Genomic DNA, 17,991 nt, shown 5'->3' on the forward strand with positions numbered 1-17,991 from the left:
ATGAATGCCATCGTCAAGCCGGCGCAGGACGTGCGCGTCGAGGACAAGCTGTTCCAGAACCGCTATCTGGTCGATGCCGGGCGCCCGCATATCAAGGTCGCCCCGCACGAGACGCCGAGCGCCGCGCTGTTGGCGCTGACCCGCATCTGCCCGGCCAAATGCTACGAGCAGAACGAGCGCGGCCAGGTCGAGATCACCCCCGACGGCTGCATGGAATGCGGCACCTGCCGGGTCCTGTGCGAGGCGAAGGGCGAGATCGAGTGGAACTATCCGCGCGGCGGCTTCGGCGTGCTGTTCAAGTTCGGCTGACTGTCGCGCCGGCGGCTCACCCCGTCTTCGCCTCAGAGCGGGCATAGCCGCGCGCGACCAGCCAGTCGCGGACGCTGCGGGCGGCCGGGCCGAGCGGTCCCGACCAGACGACGCAATAGTCGACCACGGTACGCCAGTCCTCGGCGACGGGGCGGACCAGGAAGCCGCTGGCGATCAGGCTGTCGACCAGATGGTGCCAGCCGAGCGCCACGCCCTGGCCTTCCAGTGCGGCCTGCAGGACGAGCGAATAGTCGTTGAGCTTGAGGCCGCTGCGCGGGATCGGCGGCATGCCGGTGTCGCGCGCGAAATCGAACCAGTCCGAGCAGGGGCGCACCGGTTCCTCCAGATGGATCAGCGGCGCGGTGGCGAGCGTCGCGAGCGACCACGGCATCGGCTCGCCGGACTTCTCGGTCAGCCGGGGGCTCGCCACCGGATAGATGACTTCGGGGGCGAAGACCGCGCTCTCGTAATGGCCGAAAATGCCGCTGCCGTAGCGGATGCCGAGATCGACGCCCTCCGCGGCGATGTCCAGGTCCCGGTCGGTGGTCTGCAGGCGCAGGTCGATGGCCGGCAGGTCGGCCTGGAATTCGGCGAGCCGCGGCAGCAGCCAGTAGCGGACGAAGGCGGTCGAGCAGGACAGCGTCACCAGCCCGTCCCGCTCGCGTGCCGGCCGTAGGGCCTCGAAGGCGCGGCGGACATGGCCGAGACCCATCCCGACATGGTCGTGCAGCTCGCGCCCGGTCGGCGTCAGCGCCACCTGGCGGTGGCCGCGCTCGAACAGCGGCCGGCCGATCTCCTGTTCGAGCTTGCGGATCGCGTAGCTGACCGATTCCTGCGAGATGCCGAGTTCGCGCCCGGCGCGCGTGAAGCTGCTGAGCCGGCCGGCGGCCTCGAACACCGCCATGGCGGGCAGCAGGCGCCAGGTGGTCGCGTCCGACATATAGAGCCTCTCTATCCCAGAGATCGAATCTTTCACCGGTCACGGCCGGTCCGCATGCGCCTAGCCTATCCGAAAGCGAGGAGGCGGGCATGTCGGACGGAGCACGGATGCGCAGCGGGGGCCGGGCAGCACGGCAGCGGGTCCGGCAGGCCGGCAGTCCGCCGCGCCCGGCCTTTCTGACCCGCACCATCCCGCCCTATGCGTTCCTGTCGGAGGAGGGGCTCGTCCGCATCGAACAGGCGGCCGACCGGCTCCTGGCGGAGGTCGGCTTCGAGATCCGCGGCGACGAGGAGGCCAACCGGCTGTTCGTCGCGGCCGGTGCGACGCTGACCGATGGCCGTCTGCGCTTTCCGGCCGGCCTGCTGCGCGCGATCATCCAGGCCTTCGCACCGGCGACTTTCGTGCAGCATGCCCGCAATCCGGCGCGCAACGTGGTCATCGGCGGCGATGCGGTCGTCTTCGCGCCCGCCTACGGCTCGCCCTTCGTCACCGATCTGGACCGCGGGCGGCGCTACGGCACGATCGCGGATTTCGAGAATTTCGTGAAGCTCGCCTATGCGTCGCCCTACCTGCACCATTCCGGCGGCACGGTCTGCGAGCCGGTCGACCTGCCGGTCAACAAGCGCCATCTCGACATGGTGGCCGCGCATATCCGCTTCTCCGACAAGCCCTTCATGGGCTCGGTGACGACCGCCGCCCGCGCCGCCGATTCCATCGACATGGCGCGGCTCGTGTTCGGCGAGGCCTTCGTCGACCGTCATTGCGTCATCCTCGGCAACGTCAACGTGAACTCGCCGCTGCTCCTCGACGGCGAGGCCGCGCGGGTGATCCGCACCTATGCGGCGGCCAACCAGGCGGCGGTCTGCGTGCCCTTCATCCTCGGCGGGGCGATGGGGCCGGTGACCACGGCCGGCGCGCTGGCGCAGTGCTTCGCCGAGGCGATGGTTTGCGTCGCCCTGACCCAGCTGGTCCGGCCGGGCGCGCCGGCGATCCTCGGCAACTTCCTCTCCTCCATGTCGCTGAAATCCGGTGCGCCGACCTTCGGCACCCCGGAACCGGCGCTCGCCTATTTCGCCATCGGGCAGTTGGCGCGCCGGCTCGGCGTGCCGCTGCGCTGCGGCGGCAATCTCTGCGCCTCGAAGCTGCCCGACGCCCAGGCGGCCTCGGAGAGCGCCAATTCGCTCTGGCCCGCCCTGCTCGCCGGCGCCCATTTCGTGCTCCATGCGGCCGGCTGGCTCGAAGGCGGCCTCTCGATGAGCTACGAGAAGTTCATGATCGACGCCGAGCAGCTCGGCGCCTTCCATGTGCTGGCCGGCGGGCTCGCCCTCGACGAGGACAGCTTCGCGCTCGACGCCTTCCGGTCGGTCCCGCCCGGCGGTCACTTTCTTGGCTCGCCGCACACGCTGCGGCACTACGAGACCGCCTTCTACGATTTCGCCCTGTCGGATTCCAATTCCTACGAGCAGTGGCGCGAGGAGGGCGGGCAGGATATCGCCCGGCGCGCGCAGACGGCCTGGCGCGGCGCGCTCGCCGCCTATGAACCGCCGCCGCTCGATCCGGGCATCGCCGATGCGCTCGACGACTTCGTCGCCCGGCGCAAGGCGGCCGTTGCGGATGCCTGGTATTGAGCCCGCCCGTGCCGCCGCAAACCGCCGTTCCGCTGCGGACCTCCGTCCCGTTGCGGGGCCCCGTCCCGATGCGGGGTACCCCACCGTTGCGGGCCTCCGTCCCGTTGCGGGCCTCCGTCCCGTTCACGCTCGGCATCCTGCTCGTGCCGGGCTTCTCGGTCCTCGGCCTCGCCGCTTTGATCGAGCCGCTGCGCCTGGCCAACCACGTGGCCGATCGCGCCCTGTTCGCGTGGCGGACCCTGTCGCCCGACGGCGCGCCTGTCGTGGCGTCGAGCGGCTTTGCGGTCGGGGTGGACGGAACCGGCGATCCGGACGCGGCATTCGACGGCCTGGTGCTGTGCGCCGGGGGCGAGGTCGAGGCCCCGGACGGTCCCTACACGGAGCTTATCGCCGCGTCGGCGCGGCGCGGCGCCCTGGTCGCGGGGATCGACGGCGGGGCGGAGGGGCTCGCGGCGGCCGGCCATCTGGCGGACCGCCCGGTGCCGGTGCATTGGCGCCGGCGGGAGCATTTCGCGCTGTGCCGGCCCGATCTCGCCGCCAGCGACGGCCTGTTCGATCTCTCCGACACCCGGGCGTCGTCCGCCGGCGGCATGGCGGTGGTCGATCTGGCGCTGGCGCTGATCCAGCGCCAGGCGGGTCGCGACATCGCGGTCAGCGTCTGCGACGAACTCCTGCATCAGCGTCCGCGCGCGGCCGGCGAGCCGCAGCGCCCCGGCGCCGCCGCGCCCGCGCCGCAGCACGATCCCCGCATCGCGCATGTGATCGCGGTGATGCGCACGGCGATCGGCGCGCCGCGGCCGATCCATGCCTTCGCGGCGGATGTCGGGCTCTCGTCCCGCCAGTTGGAGCGGCTGTTCCTGCGCGATCTCGGATGCTCGCCGGGCGCGGTCTTCCTGGACATGCGCCTCGACCGGGCGCGCGACCTGCTCGCCGGAACCGACCAGCCCATCGCCAGCGTCGCGCGCGATTGCGGCTTCGTCTCGCAATCGCATTTCTCGAAGGTCTTCCGCGACCGCTTCGGCCTCAGCCCCGGCGAGGCCCGACAGCCGGTCCGGCCGCCGCGTCCGTCCTGGCGGGCGCCGGCGGTTTCGATCGGGACGGCGGCCTCGACCGCGGATGCCTGACGGGTGGGACCGCGGCGATCAGATGCGGATGGCGTGGCGATCGGCGATCAGATCGTCGCCGGACGACTCCGTGGACGAATCGCCGCCTGCGATTTCGGCCATGAAGGCTTCCGCGACCGACACGAAGGTGCCGACCGCCTCTTCGAGCGTCTCGGCCGTCAGCCCGTCGCCCGGGATGCGCCGCATCAGCACGATGTCGCTGCCGTCCGGATCGCGCGCGATCGTCGCCCCGCCGGTGCCCGACCAGAGGAAATTCGCGTCGAGCAGCCGGCCGTAGAGATCTGCCGAATCCAGCGGCGGCGCGCCGAGGCGGCTCATGACCAGCAGGACGCCGTCGCCGTCGAGGATCTGGAAGTCGACCAGCACCTCGTCGAAGGCGAGAACGGCATTGCCCTCCGGATCGAAGGCAAACCCCTCCAGATCGATCCGGGCGGCGAAGGTCTCGAAGGCGGCTTCGATCTGGCGGGTGGCATGGCTGGGCATGGCGGCAACTCCTGACGGGGCCTCGTGGTTCGATCGAGACGGATGGTACCCATCCGTCTCGTAAATCCGAACCACTAACTCTTTGACGACGTGGTCAATTCAATCTGACATTTGCGGGACGCAAAGGTCAGATTTTGACCACTAGGGTGCATTCACGGTATGAACGCCGGACGACGGCACCCGGGTACCCGGATGCCGTCGTCGGACTTTGAGGCCTGCACTCACAAATTCTGTTCGTTCAGCATGGCGAGCCGTTCGTTTTCCTGCTCCTGCTTGTAGATGCGCAGCTGGACGACGCCCTCCTCGAGAACGGTCGGCAGGATCTGGCCGACCGACTTGACCGCACGGGCGCCATCGGTCAGTCCCGCATCGGACAGGATCTTGCCGGGCACCTGGCCGGAGGCCAAGTCCTTGCGATCGATATCCATGCCGGCATTCATCATCGTGTCGAGGTCGGAGTCGATATCCTCTACGCCGCCCCGCTCGCCGACGCATTTGATGAATTCCTTCAAGTTCGCCCACATGCTCTGGGCGGCACTCGAATTGGCCATGGCCAATTCCTGATCCTTCTTGTTCTCCATGCCCGAATGCGACAGAACCGCACCGAGGCCGAAGGCGAGCTGGCGGGCATTGCTGTCCTGTTTCATGAAGTCGTCGTAGAGGGCACGGGCCTCGTCCGGCGACATCCGGGCGAGCATCGAGTCCATGCCGACGAAGCGCGCCGTCGCCAGGTCGTCGCCACCGACGCCCCCGGTCGCTCCGCCGGTCAGCGTTTCTTCCTTCAGATTGCCGAGGCGCGAGTCGAAAATGCGCAGCGCCTTGACCAGTTCGACCGGGCCGCCCTCGCGGCTGCCGGCGAGAAATTCGGCGAACTGCTTGCCGGCGCCATGGGCCGAGGTCCAGGCCTGATCACGCGACCGGATGGTCTTGTCATCCAGGCCTGCGGCATATTTGAGCAGCTTGCCGGCGATCTTCTCCAGGTCGTCGGCCGACGCGAAGCTGGGATGCTCGTCGCCGTTCTTCTGGGCATGGCGCTGGCGGCCGACATTGTCCGACAGGGCCATGTCCTTCAGGCGCTGCGAATAGAAGCGCTTCTGGGCGCCGGTCAGCGTGTCCGGATCGACGCCGACCTTCTTCGCGAGGTCGTCGAAGCGGCTGCCGCCATAGGGGCTCAGTTCGCTGACGCCGGCCAGTTCCTTCTTGAGCTTCTTCGCCTCCTGGAGCGCAACGCGGACCTCGCGGGCCGTGATCGGCTTGGAGACATCGACGAACAGGTTGCCGTTGCGGCTGATGCGCAGGTCGGACCGGGCACGCATGAAGGCTTCGGTGCCGACCTCGTTGCCATACTTGGCGCGCAGGCTCTTCAGGAGCTGACCCGCCGTCTCGCGGGTTTCGCTATTCTGGATTGAAGGATTGAAGAAGCGGACGACGCGGCCGAAGAAGCCGCGCTTGGCGGTGGTCACCTGGTCCTGGCTGTCGATCCGGACTTCCTTGTTGTCGGGCGCCTGGATGGCCTTGAACTGGCTGATCGCGATCGTGGTCATTTCGATCTCTCCTCAGCCCTCTCGGGCTTTCAAGGGGTTGGCGGCCTTCGCCGCGGCTGAGGTGAGGTATAGGGGGTTCGGCCGGGCCGGCCTGTGTCGAACGAGACAGGCCGTGCGGAAACCGGGACCCGGCCCTCTGGCCGGCCGGATCAGCGCAAGCCGCGGAAGAATGCGGCGATCTCGTGCGCCAGGGCCTCGGGCTGTTCCATGGCGGCGAAATGGCCGCCTTCGGGCATCACCGACCAGCGCCTTATGTCGGCATAGACCCGCTCGGCCATCGAGCGCGGCGGCTTCAGGATCTCGGTCGGGAACTGGGCATAGCCCATCGGCACGTCGATGCGCGCGCCGATCGGCCAGGGGCCGTGCATGCGGGCATAGTAGGGCCAGAAGGACGACCCGATCGTGCCGGTGAACCAGTAGAACGAGACGTTGCCGAGCAGGCGGTCGAGCGACAGGATCGAGGTCGGGTCGCCCTTGCAGTCCGACCAGGCGCGGAACTTCTCGAGGATCCAGGCGGCCAGCCCCGCCGGACTGTCGGTCAGCCCATAGGCGAGCGTCTGCGGCCGGGTGCCCTGGATCCACTGGTAGCCGGTATTCTCCTTCAGGAAATGCGCCAGTTCGGTCAGGTAGCGCGTCTCGTCCTCGGTGCGCGCATCGATGCCGGCGGTGTCGCGGCGCAGCGGCAGCAGGTTCAGGTGGATGCCGGCGAGCCGGTCGGGATGGTCGCAGGCGAGCCGCGAGGTGATGAACGAGCCCCAGTCGCCGCCCTGCGCGCCATAGCGCGGATAGCCGAGCCGCTGCATCAGTTCCGCAAAGACCGCCACGATCATGGCAAGGTCGTAGCGCTTCTGGCCCGGACGGAAGGAGAGGCCGTAGCCGGGCAGCGACGGCGCCACCACCGTGAAGGCATCGGCCGGATCGCCGCCGAAGCGGGCCGGGTCGGTCAGGCGCGGGATGATGTCCAGGAACTCGAACACAGAGCCCGGCCAGCCATGCGACAGCAGCAGCGGCATCGGGTTCGGGCCCTTGCCGGCGACATGCAGGAAATGGACGGGGATGCCGTCGATCTCGGTCATGAATTGCGGGAAGGCATTCAGGCGGGCCTCCTCGGCGCGCCAGTCGAAGCGGTCGCGCCAATGCTCGACCACCCGGTGCATGAAGGCGAGATCGGTGCCGAAGGCCCAGGGCGCCTCGGGCGCCTGGTCGGGAAAGCGGGTCAGCCTGAGACGGGTCTTCAGGTCGGCGATGTCCCGATCGTGGACGTGCAGGCGAAAGGGTTCGATCGTCGCGTCTGCGGGCATGCTTCCTCCGGGCGGGTACTGACGAAGCCGGTCTGTTGCCGTTTGCACAACCCTAACCGGCTTCTGCGAAACCGGCAGCCTGCCCGACGGCATGGGTGCCCTGACGCGAAACCGGCCCCGGACGGGGCCGGAGCCGGATCGCGGCAAAGTTCGGCGTAGCGCTCAGCGCTTCGGGACGGTCGGCAGGAAGGCGGCGAGTTCGCCGGCCCACAGCTTGGCCATGCCCCCGGTGGTGCCGTGACCGGCGGTCGTGGCGCTGGCCGGGATCACGAACAGCTTGCCGTTGGCGATCTTCTTCATCGATTCCACCATCAGCCCGGTCGCGACCGGGTTGCGCTCGTCATCGGCGGAGTTGATCGCCAGCACATGGGCCTTGATGGTACCGAGCCTGGCCGACGGATCGTAGTCGGCGGAGGCCGCCCACTGGTAGATGAAGTCGTTGGCGTCGGCCGTGAAGGGCGCGGCGAGGCGAGCCTCGACCAGCTTGTCGGCGGCCTCCCGGGTCGGCGCCATCCGCTGGTAGGCGAGATCGCCGCCATTCGTGCCGGTGCCGTAGAAGACGTTGGCGATGCGGGCGAATTTCGGCTGCGTGGTATAGTTGCCGCCCTTGTAGTCCGGATCGGCCTTGATGGTCTCGATCATCAGGCGGCGCATCATCCAATTGCGGCTGGACATCGCGGTCGGCTGCGAGGCCATCGGCACGATCGCATCCATCATGTCCGGATAGCGCGTGCCCCAGACCCAGGCATGCATGCCGCCCATCGAATTGCCGAGCACGAGGCGCAGATGCTTGATGCCGAGCCCTTCGGTGACCAGCCGATACTGCGCATCGACCATGTCGTCGTAATTATACTGCGGGAACTCCGCCTTCAGCGCGTCCGACGGCTTCGACGACTTGCCGGCGCCGAGCGCATCCGGGATGATGATGAAATACTTCTTGGCGTCGAGCGGCTGGCCTTCGCCGAACAGTTCGCCGCCGAAGCCCGGCGTCAGCATGGTGCCGGCCGAGCCGGCCGTGCCGTGCAGGATCAGGACCGGCTCGCCGGTCGGCTCGCCGACGGTCTTGTAGGCGAGCTTGACCTCGGCATGGGTCTGGCCGGTGTGGAACTTGAAGTCCTTGGCGACATAGAGCCCGTCCTTGGCCGCCGGGAACTCGGCGGCCATGATCGGCGTGGCGCTGGCCAGGACATAGGCCGACAGCGCGGCGAGCGCGAATTTCCTCAACATGGGATCGTCCTCCTGTGACGCGCCGCTTGGATGCGGCGTCGTTCGGCCGTTCCGGCCTTGCCCGATAGCGTAGAAATCCGGAGCCGCCCGCGCAAACGGGCTTCAGGCCGGCGGTGCCCGATCACCGCAACGTGAAGCCGCCGCAGGGAGTGGCGGCTCACGGGGCTGAGCGGCGGCGCCCGCCGCTCAGCCCTTCTTCTTGTTGTAGACATCCAGGAAGACGGCCAGGAACAGCACGCTGCCCTTGATGATGAACTGCCAGTCGATGCCGATGCCCATCATCGACATGCCGTTGTTCATGACGCCCATGATGAACGCGCCGATCACCGCGCCGAGCACCGTGCCGACGCCGCCGGAGGCCGAGGCGCCGCCGATGAAGCAGGCCGCGATCACGTCGAGCTCGAAGCCGTCGCCGGATTTCGGCGTCGCCCAGCCGAGCCGGGTGGCGAACATCATGCCGGCCAGGGCCGACAGCACGCCCATGTTGACGAAGGCGAGGAAGACCAGCCGTTCGGTGTTGATGCCCGAAAGCTTGGCCGCCTTCTCGTTGCCGCCGAGCGCATAGACGCGCCGTCCGACCGTGGTGCGCGTCGTGACGAAGGAATAGAGCGCGATCAGGAGCCCCATGATCACGAAGACATTGGGCAGGCCGCGATAGGTCGCGAACAGGTAGGCGAGGTAGAACAGCATGCCGGCGATCGCCAGCGTCTTCAGGAGGAAGAAGACGAAGGGTTCGGTCTGCATGTCCTGGCGGACCAGCTTGACGCGCGCCGCGAAGGCATTGGCGAGCATCATCGCCACCACCACGGTGGCGATGCCGAGCGAGGTCGAACTGATGTCGCCGGTCGTTTCCTGGCGCGTCAGCACCGGTGTCCACTCGATCTTCGGCAGCAGCGAGGCGCTCTCCGTCAGCCGGTTCCAGGCCTCGACGGCCGCCAGGGCGTAGGGGGCGACGACGAGGCGGAGCGTTTCGAGATGCGGCGCGATCGGATCGGCCATGCGGCCGCTGAGATCGGGGAAGAAGCCGGTCAGCAGCGTGGCGAGTTCAGGCGGGAAGGGGCCGACATTGCGCCCGCCGAGCACGTAGAGCGTCAGGCCGCGGAAGATCAGCATCCCGGCGAGCGTGACGATGAAGGACGGGATATGCAGATAGGCGACCGCATAGCCCTGCACCGCCCCGACCATGCCGCCGAACACCAGCGTGGCCAGCACGGCCAGATACCAGGGAACGCCGTGGTCGACCATCAGGATCGCCGCGACCGCGCCGAGGAAGCCGCACAGCCAGCCGACCGACAGGTCGATATGGCCGGCGACGATGATCATCAGCATCCCGAGCGCCATCACGACGATGTAGCCGCGCTGCTGCACGATGTTGGTCAGGTTGTCGGGCTGGAACAGCCGCCCGTCGGTGGCGAACTGGAAATACAGCATGATCACGATCAGGGAGATCAGCATGCCGTATTCGCGGATGTTGTTCTTCAGGAAGCCCGCATAGGAGTGGCGCGGGGCTTCCGCCGGGCTCATCGTCTCGGCCGACATGTCAGGCGTCCTCCCTCCGCATGATCGCTGCCATGATCCGTTCCTGGCTTGCCTCCGCGGCCGGGAACTCGCCGACGAACCGCCCCTCGTTCATCACGTAGATGCGGTCGGTGATGCCGAGCAGTTCGGGCATCTCGGAGGAGATCACGATCACGCCGCGGCCGGAATCGGCGAGCTGGTGGATGATGGTATAGATTTCGTACTTGGCGCCCACGTCGATGCCGCGGGTCGGTTCGTCCAGGATCAGGATCTTCGGATCGGCGTGCAGCCATTTCGACAGCACGACCTTCTGCTGGTTGCCGCCCGACAGATTGACGGTCTGGTGCGTGATGCCGGCCGAGCGGATCTTGAGCCGCTCGCGGAAGCGCTTGGCGAGCGTCACCTCCGCATGGCGGTCGATCACGCCGCGCTCGGAAATCTTGTCGAGGCCGGCCAGCGGCACGTTGAAGCGGATGTCCTCGTTGAGGATCAGGCCGAGCTGCTTGCGGTCCTCGGTGACATAGGCGATGCCGGCCTCGATCGCCTTCGGGATGGTGGAGACGTCGACCGGCCGGCCATCCATCAGCACCTCGCCGGAGATGCGCCGGCCATAGGCGCGCCCGAACACCGACATGGCGAATTCGGTCCGGCCGGCCCCCATCAGGCCGGCAATGCCGACCACCTCGCCGCGGCGGACGTGCAAATTGACGCCCTTGACCACCAGCCTTTCGGGATGGACCGGGTGATGCACCCGCCAGTCCTTGACCTCGAAGATGACCTCGCCGATCGCCGGCGTCCGGTGCGGATAGCGGTCGTTCATCTCGCGGCCGACCATGCCGCGGATGATGCGGTTCTCGTCGATCGCGCCGGCGCTGGCCTCGATCGTCTCGACCGTGGAGCCGTCGCGCAGGATGGTGATGGAATCGGCGATGCGGGAAATCTCGTTCAGCTTGTGCGAGATCATGATCGCCGTGATGCCGTGGCCCTTCAGCTCCAGGAGCAGGTCGAGCAGGGCCTGGCTGTCGCGTTCGTTGAGGCTGGCGGTCGGCTCGTCGAGGATCAGGAGCTTGACCTCCTTGGCCAGCGCCTTGGCGATCTCGACCAGCTGCTGCTTGCCGACGCCGATATCGGTGATCAGCGTCGACGGGCTCTCCTTGAGCCCGACCTTGGCCATCAGTTCGCGCGCGCGCCGGTGGGTCTGGAACCAGTCAATCACCCCGTTCCTGGCGATCTCGTTGCCGAGAAACAAGTTCTCGGCGATCGAGAGCTGCGGGGCGAGCGCCAGTTCCTGGTGGATGATGATGATGCCGAGCCGTTCGGAATCGTGGATGCCGCGGAAGTGCCGGACCTGGCCCTCGTAGACGATGTCGCCCTCGTAGGAGCCGGCCGGATAGACGCCGGACAGGACCTTCATCAGGGTCGACTTGCCGGCACCGTTCTCGCCGCAGATGGCGTGGATCTCGCCCTTGCGGACGGTCAGATTGACGTTCTGCAAGGCCTTCACGCCCGGGAAGGTCTTGGTGATGCCGCGCATTTCGAGAATCGAGTCCATCGCCCCTCCGGGTCGGCTGCGGCGCCGACGCGCCTCCGCGGGACGGTCGGTCCCGGGGACGGTTCAGATCAGTCTGGCGGGTTCGAGACCGGACGCCGGCCGGGGGGCCGGCCGGCCGACAGGGGGAGGGTCCGACCCGGACGGACGCCGTCCGCCCGAGTCGCGGCCGTCACTTCACCTGGGCTTCGGTATAGTAGCCGGAGCCGACCAGGATGTCCTTCCAGTTCGAAGCGTCGACCGCCACCGGCTTCAGCAGGTAGGACGGAACGACCTTCTTGCCGTTGTCGTAGGTCTTGGTGTCGTTGACTTCGGGCTGCTTGCCGGACAGGACCGCGTCGACCATGTTGGCCGTGACCTTGGCCAGTTCGCGGGTGTCCTTGAAGATGGTCGAATACTGCTCGCCCTTGATGATCGACTTGACCGACGGGACCTCGGCGTCCTGGCCGGAGACGAAGGGCAGCGGCTGGGCCGCGGTGCCGTAGCCGACCGCCTTCAGGGACGAGATGATGCCCATCGACAGGCCGTCATAGGGCGACAGGACCGCGTTCACCTTGGCGTCCTTGCCGTAGTAGGCCGACAGGATCGCATCCATGCGCGCCTGCGCGACCGCGCCGTCCCAGCGCAGCGTCGCGACCTTGTCGAAGGCCGTCTGCTTGGACCGGACCACGAGCTTGCCGGAGTCCAGGTAGGGCTTCAGCACCGACATGGCGCCGTTGAAGAAGAAGGTGGCGTTGTTGTCGTCCGGCGAGCCGGCGAACAGCTCGATGTTGAACGGACCCTTGCCGTCCTTCAGGCCGAGCGCCTTCTCGAGCGTCTGCGCCTGCAGCACGCCGACCTGGAAGTTGTCGAAGGTCGCGTAGTAGTCGACATTCTCCGAGCCGCGGATCAGACGGTCGTAGGCGATGACCTTGATGCCGCTGTCGCTGGCCTTCTTCAGCGCCGAGGTCAGCGTCGTGCCGTCGATCGCGGCGATCACCAGGACCTTGACCTTCTTGGTGATCATGCCCTCGATCTGGGCGAGCTGGTTCGGGATGTCGTCCTCGGCATATTGCAGGTCGGTGCCATAGCCCTTGGACTTGAACACCTTGACCATGTTGTCGCCGTCGGCGATCCAGCGCGCCGACGACTTGGTCGGCATGGCGATGCCGATCGTGCCCTTCTCCTGGGCGATGGCGGACCCGAAGGTCGCCAGGCCGAGCGCGAGCGCGGCCAGTGCGGTCGTGATGAACTTCAAATTATCCTCCCTCGCGCGACCGGCATGGACCTGCGCCTGCCGGTTCGATCCGAGCCGTGGTGCGATTCGGAGGCGGTGAGCCAGTCCCTTCGGAAGCCTGCCCGCCCGATCGCCCCGTCGCCTCCCAGCGCGGCTCTTCAGCAGCGGAGCGTCTTCAAAAGCGCGCACGCTGTCAATCGTCTGTTCCGTGATTTGTATGAGGATATCTTGGCCTTTCCGGCGGCCCCGGCGCGGGGCGACCGAGACGCGCATTGACCTTCGGCCCGCATCCGGTTTCCCTCGAAGGCCAGAAAGGAAACCCATGCCCGACCAGGATCCAAAGCGGCATCATGATGCCGTCTCGCCGCCGCGTCTCGCCGGCCACGGGCGCTACGGCTACAGCGCCCTGCCGCACCGGCCGGTCTGGACCTGGCCGAACGGCGCGCGGCTCGCGGTCTATGTCGCCGTCAACATGGAGCATTTCGCCTTCGGCGAGGGGCTCGGTGCGGAACTGGCCCCGGGCGGCCCGCAACCCGACGTGCTGAACTACGCCTGGCGCGACTATGGCAACCGGGTCGGCGTCTGGCGGCTGATCGATCTCCTCGACGATCTGGCGCTGCCGGCCTCGGTCCTGGTCAATTCCGCCATCTACGGCTATTGCCCCGAAACCATGAACGCGTTCCGGGCGCGCGGCGACGAGGTGGTCGGCCATGGCCGGACCAATGCCGAGCGGCAGGGCATCCTGGCCGAGCCCGACGAGCGTCGCCTGATCGCCGAGACCACGGCGGTGATCGCGACGGCCGAGGGCCGGGCGCCGCAGGGCTGGCTCGGGCCCTGGATCTCGCAGTCGCGCGTCACGCCGGATCTGCTGAAGGAGGCGGGCTATTCCTATCTGCTCGACTGGTCGATGGACGAGCAGCCGGTCTGGTTTCGGACCCGCGACGGCGGCCGCATCCTGTCGGTGCCCTATCCGCAGGAACTGAACGACATTCCGTCGATCGTCGGGCGCAAGGATACCGGCGAGGATTTCGCCCATATCCTGGAGACGACCTTCGACGAGATGGTCGATCAGTCCGCCAAGGCGCCGCTGGTCATGGGCATCGCGCTGCATCCCTATCTGGTCGGTCAGCCGCACCGGTTGCGGCCGCTGCGCCGGGCCCTGCGCCGGATCGCCGGGCGCCGCGACGACCTCTGGATCACCACGGCCGGCGCCATCGCGGCGCATGCCGCCGGCCTGCCCGAGGGAACGATCCCCTGACCGGCGGGACCTTGCCGGTCTCCCGGGACCGCGCGTCCGTCCCCGTATCCTATAGCTCGCAGCCTTTTTCTGCCCGCCTCGCCTGGAGCCTGCCATGATCGAGACCCGACGCGCCTTCCGCGGCATGGTGACCGCACCGCACGACCTCGCCGCCCGTGCCGGCCTGCGCATCCTGGAGGAGGGCGGCAGCGCGGTCGAGGCCATGGTGGCGATGGCGGCGGCGATCGCCGTCGTCTACCCGCACATGAACGGGCCCGGCGGCGACAATTTCTGGATCGTCGCGCGGCCCGGTGCGGCCCCTATCGGGATCGACGCCTGCGGGGCGGCGGCCGGCCTGGCGAGCGCGGATTACTATCGCGCGGCTGGCCATGGCGCGATCCCGGCGCGCGGACCCCTGGCGGCGTTGACCGTCGCCGGCGCGGTCTCCGGCTGGCAGGCCGCGCTCGCCCTCGATGCCGCCGCGAACGCCCGGCCGCTGCCGCTGGCGCGGCTGTTCGAGGATGCGATCGGACACGCCCGCGACGGGGTGCCGGTGTCGCGCACGCTCGCCCGCAACGCCGCCGCCAAGCGCGCCGAGTTGGAGCCGGTGCCCGGATTCTCAAGCGTCTATGCGCCCGGCGGACGGCTGGTCGAGGTCGGCGACCGGCTGACCCAGCCGCGGGTCGCCGCCACGCTGGAGCATCTGGCGCGCGCCGGTCTCGACGACTTCTATCGCGGCGATCTCGCCCGGAGCCTCGCCGGCGACCTAGAACGGGCCGGCGCGCCGCTGCGGCTCGGCGACCTGGAGCGCCACCGCGCCCTGACGCTGCCGCCGCTGTCGGTCGCCGTCGGGCCGCACCGGGTCTTCAACATGCCGCCGCCGACCCAGGGCCTCGCCTCGCTGATGATCCTCGCCCTCTATGCCCGGCTCGGCGTGGCGGAAGGCGAGGGGTTCGAGCATCTGCACGGGCTCGTCGAGGCGACCAAGCAGGCCTTCATCATCCGCGACCGGCATGTCGGCGACCCGGCCTATATGAGCCGGCCGGCGACCGATTTCCTCGCCGATGCGCTGCTCGACGATCTCGCCGGGCGGATCGACCGCGCCCGCGCGCTGCCCTGGCCGCATGTCGCCCCACCCGGCGACACGGTCTGGCTCGGCGCGATCGACCGCGACGGCACGGCGGTCAGTTTCATCCAGAGCGTCTATTGGGAGTTCGGCTCCGGGCTGGTGCTGCCGGAGAGCGGGGTCACCTGGCAGAACCGCGGCACGTCGTTCTCGCTCGATTCGAACCATTGCAACGCATTGCAACCCAATCGACGGCCATTCCACACCATTCAGCCGGCCTATGCGGAATTGGCCGATGGCCGCCGCATGGTCTACGGCACGATGGGCGGGGAGGGCCAGCCGCAGACGCAGGCGGCCGTCTTCTCGCGCCATGTCCTGCACGGCATGCCCCTGCAGGCGGCGGTCAGCGCGCCGCGCTGGCTGCTCGGCCGGACCTGGGGCGCCTCGGCGACCAACCTGAAGATCGAATCGCGCGTCGACCCGGCCGTGGTCTCGGCGCTGGTCGCGGCCGGCCACGAGGTCGAGACGGTCGGCGCCTACGAGGAGATGATGGGCCATGCCGGCGCCATCGTGCTGAGCCCGTCCGGCCTGTTCGAGGGCGCCGCCGATCCGCGCTCCGACGGCGCCGCGATGGGCTTCTGAGGCGCCCCGGGGCGATCCGCCCGATTGGGGGCTACCCGGCTCCGAGCGTCACCTCGGCGACGAGGTGTCGGCTGCGCTCGGCATCGAGCCCGACCCGGACGGCATAGCGGCCGGGCTCCGGACCGGCACCGTCGTCGAGGCGATCGAGCGCTGCGGCCGAGAGCGGAATGGTCAGCCGCTGGGTCTCCCCGGGGGCCAGCGCGACCCGTTCGACTGCGCGCAGCTCCAGGACCGGACGGTTCGGCAGGGCCTTGAGCGCCTGGATGAAGACGAAGATCACGGCCTCGTCGGACCGGGCCGCCGTGCTCGCCACGGTGACCGCGACCGACACCGTGCCGGTCGGTCCGACGGCCTCGGGCGTCACCGACAGGCCCGACAGCGCGAAGGCGCCGGGCGTGCCGCCATGGCCGAACGGGAACTGCGGCGCGTTCGGCAGGTCGAGATAGTGCGACGTGAAGGGATTGTCGGGATCGTAGGGGCGGCCGCTCGGGCGCTCGCCGAAGAAGACCGGGAGCTGGCCGGGGCTGCGCGGCCAGGAGACCGGCAGGCGGCCGCCGGCCGCTGCGTCGCCGGCGAGGATGCGGGCGAGCGCGGCGGCGATCTCCGATCCGCCGAACCATGCCATCAGGGCGGCCCCGGCGCGATCGATCACCGCCGGGGCGATCAGCGGGCGGCCGCCGGTGAGGATCAGGACGGTCGGCCGGCCGAGGGCGAAGATGGCCTCGGCGAGGGCGGCCTGATCGCCGGGCAGGCCCGGCTCGGCGCGGCTCGCCGCCTCGCCGCTCCAGTCCGCCGGCTCGCCCAGGCAAAGCAGCACGAGATCGGCCGCGCGCGCCGCCGCAACCGCCCCGGCCAAGCCGCGCCGGCCGGGCCGGCGGGCGTCGACGCCGGCCTTGGAGAGGATTTCGGCCTCGGGAAAGCGGGCGCGCAGGGCCGTCGGCAGCGAGGGCGCCCGGTCGGGCTCGCCGAGCCCCGCCCATGGGCCGATCCGGTCGGCGCCGCCGCCCCGGTCGCGCCCGAACGGGCCGATCACCGCGATCTTCCGCGGGCTGCCGACGGGCAGGAGGCCGGATCGGTCGTGCAGAAGCACGGTGCCGCGTTCGGCGGCATGCCGGGCGAGCGCGCGCCGGCCGGCGGCATCGGTCGAGGCCGGCGGCCCGGCCGCGGCGGCGGGCTCCGCCTCCGCCGCGAACAGGCCGAGCCGCTCCTTCAGCGCCAGCACGCGCAGCACCGCCGCGTCGATCGTCTCGGGTTCGACCAGACCACGCTCCAGGGCTTCGGGCAGGCCGCACCGATAGGCCCCGCTGACCATGTCGATATCGACCCCGGCATTCAGCGCCAGGGCGGCGGCCTCGGCGAGATCCGCCGCGACGCCGTGGGCGACGAGCTGGCCGATCGCGTCCCAGTCGCTGATGACCACGCCGTCAAAGCCCCAGTCGTGCCGCAGGCGGCCTGCGATCAGCGCGGCATGGGCGGTCATCGGGATGCCGTCGATATCCGAGAAGGCCGGCATGATCGCCGCCACCCCGGCGTCGACGGCCGCGCGGAACGGCGGCAGATAGACCTCGGCGAGGCTGCCCGCCGAAACCGCCGCCGAGGCATAGTCGCGCCCGGCGATCGCGGCGCCATAGGCGACGAAATGTTTCGCGGTCGCCGCCAGCGTCCCGGCAGCGGCGAGGTCGGCGCCCTGGAAGCCGTCGACCTTGGCGCGGGCGAACCGGGCCGCCAGCCAGGGATCCTCGCCCGGTCCCTCGACGATCCGTCCCCAGCGCGGATCGCGGGCGATGTCGAGCATCGGCGCGAAGGTCAGGTGGATGCCCTCCCGGCGGGCCTCGGCGGCGGCGGCCTGGGCGGTCTCCTGCCACAGCGCCGGATCGAAGGCGGCGGCCTCGCCGATCGGGACCGGAAAGATCGTCCGATAGCCGTGCACGACATCGAGGCTGAAGACGAGCGGGATGCCGAGCCGGGTGCTGCGCGCCAGCGTCTGGGCCGTCGCGATTCGGTCCCGGCCGACCAGATTGAGCACGCTGCCGACATGTCCGGCGGCGACGTCCGCGAGCGTGGCCGGATCGGCGACCGGTCCGGTCGGCGGTCCGCCCAGGGAGATCATGGTCAATTGGCCGAGTTTCTCGGCCAGGGTCATCTGTTGCAGCAACGCAAGGGCACGATCGCTGGCCGGCGGGCGGCGAAGGATCGGACGGTACGGC

At 69.2% G+C, this 17,991-nt stretch carries 14 protein-coding genes; 5 read left to right on the forward strand and 9 right to left on the reverse strand.

Annotated features, from left to right (window positions below; all coding sequences use genetic code 11):
* Complete coding sequence (locus ABB55_RS22255; protein WP_054360778.1) at positions 1–309, forward strand: ferredoxin family protein; 309 nt, start codon at positions 1–3, stop codon at positions 307–309.
* 16 nt (positions 310–325) lie between these two features.
* Here ABB55_RS22255 and ABB55_RS22260 read toward each other — a convergent pair whose 3' ends face one another.
* Positions 326–1,249, reverse strand: coding sequence for a LysR substrate-binding domain-containing protein (locus ABB55_RS22260; RefSeq protein ID WP_054360779.1), 924 nt, complete (start codon positions 1,247–1,249; stop codon positions 326–328).
* 89 nt (positions 1,250–1,338) lie between these two features.
* On the opposite strand from ABB55_RS22260, the gene ABB55_RS22265 reads away from it, so the two are divergent.
* Entirely contained in the window at positions 1,339–2,877 is a 1,539-nt protein-coding gene (locus ABB55_RS22265) for a trimethylamine methyltransferase family protein (protein WP_054360780.1), read from the forward strand.
* Positions 2,878–2,963: 86 nt separating this feature from the next.
* Positions 2,964–4,001 carry a GlxA family transcriptional regulator gene (locus tag ABB55_RS22270; RefSeq protein ID WP_152982141.1) on the forward strand — a complete coding sequence of 346 codons (1,038 nt, stop codon included), beginning with the start codon at positions 2,964–2,966 and terminating at the stop codon, positions 3,999–4,001.
* Positions 4,002–4,019: 18 nt separating this feature from the next.
* Here ABB55_RS22270 and ABB55_RS22275 read toward each other — a convergent pair whose 3' ends face one another.
* The 7 genes from ABB55_RS22275 to chvE form a co-directional block, all read right to left on the reverse strand.
* Positions 4,020–4,484: a type III secretion system chaperone gene (locus ABB55_RS22275; protein WP_054360782.1), complete on the reverse strand. Its 465-nt coding sequence runs from the start codon at positions 4,482–4,484 to the stop codon at positions 4,020–4,022.
* A 221-nt stretch (positions 4,485–4,705) separates the two neighbouring features.
* On the reverse strand, positions 4,706–6,028 hold the full coding sequence (locus tag ABB55_RS22280; RefSeq protein WP_054360783.1) for a hypothetical protein: 1,323 nt from the start codon (positions 6,026–6,028) through the stop codon (positions 4,706–4,708).
* A 149-nt stretch (positions 6,029–6,177) separates the two neighbouring features.
* On the reverse strand, positions 6,178–7,329 hold the full coding sequence (locus ABB55_RS22285; protein ID WP_054360784.1) for an epoxide hydrolase family protein: 1,152 nt from the start codon (positions 7,327–7,329) through the stop codon (positions 6,178–6,180).
* A gap of 162 nt (positions 7,330–7,491) precedes the next feature.
* Entirely contained in the window at positions 7,492–8,556 is a 1,065-nt protein-coding gene (locus tag ABB55_RS22290; protein WP_054360785.1) for an alpha/beta fold hydrolase, read from the reverse strand.
* A gap of 186 nt (positions 8,557–8,742) precedes the next feature.
* Entirely contained in the window at positions 8,743–10,095 is a 1,353-nt protein-coding gene (locus tag ABB55_RS30675) for a sugar ABC transporter permease (protein WP_054360786.1), read from the reverse strand.
* A gap of 1 nt (position 10,096) precedes the next feature.
* Positions 10,097–11,626: a multiple monosaccharide ABC transporter ATP-binding protein gene (mmsA, locus tag ABB55_RS22300; RefSeq protein ID WP_054360787.1), complete on the reverse strand. Its 1,530-nt coding sequence runs from the start codon at positions 11,624–11,626 to the stop codon at positions 10,097–10,099.
* Between the two features lie 169 nt (positions 11,627–11,795).
* A complete protein-coding gene (chvE, locus tag ABB55_RS22305) occupies positions 11,796–12,860 on the reverse strand; it encodes a multiple monosaccharide ABC transporter substrate-binding protein (protein ID WP_054360788.1) in 1,065 nt (354 codons plus the stop codon).
* Positions 12,861–13,161: 301 nt separating this feature from the next.
* Between chvE and ABB55_RS22310 the strand changes: the two genes are divergently transcribed.
* Complete coding sequence (locus tag ABB55_RS22310; protein WP_054360789.1) at positions 13,162–14,097, forward strand: polysaccharide deacetylase family protein; 936 nt, start codon at positions 13,162–13,164, stop codon at positions 14,095–14,097.
* A gap of 94 nt (positions 14,098–14,191) precedes the next feature.
* Positions 14,192–15,784 carry a gamma-glutamyltransferase family protein gene (locus ABB55_RS22315; RefSeq protein ID WP_054360790.1) on the forward strand — a complete coding sequence of 531 codons (1,593 nt, stop codon included), beginning with the start codon at positions 14,192–14,194 and terminating at the stop codon, positions 15,782–15,784.
* A gap of 31 nt (positions 15,785–15,815) precedes the next feature.
* On the opposite strand, the gene ABB55_RS22320 is transcribed toward ABB55_RS22315, so the two are convergent.
* Positions 15,816–17,927 carry a glycoside hydrolase family 3 N-terminal domain-containing protein gene (locus tag ABB55_RS22320; RefSeq protein WP_054362233.1) on the reverse strand — a complete coding sequence of 704 codons (2,112 nt, stop codon included), beginning with the start codon at positions 17,925–17,927 and terminating at the stop codon, positions 15,816–15,818.
* Between the last annotated feature and the right edge of the window lie 64 nt (positions 17,928–17,991).

Source organism: Prosthecodimorpha hirschii, from assembly GCF_001305515.1.
Classification (GTDB): Bacteria; Pseudomonadota; Alphaproteobacteria; order Rhizobiales; family Ancalomicrobiaceae; genus Prosthecodimorpha; species Prosthecodimorpha hirschii.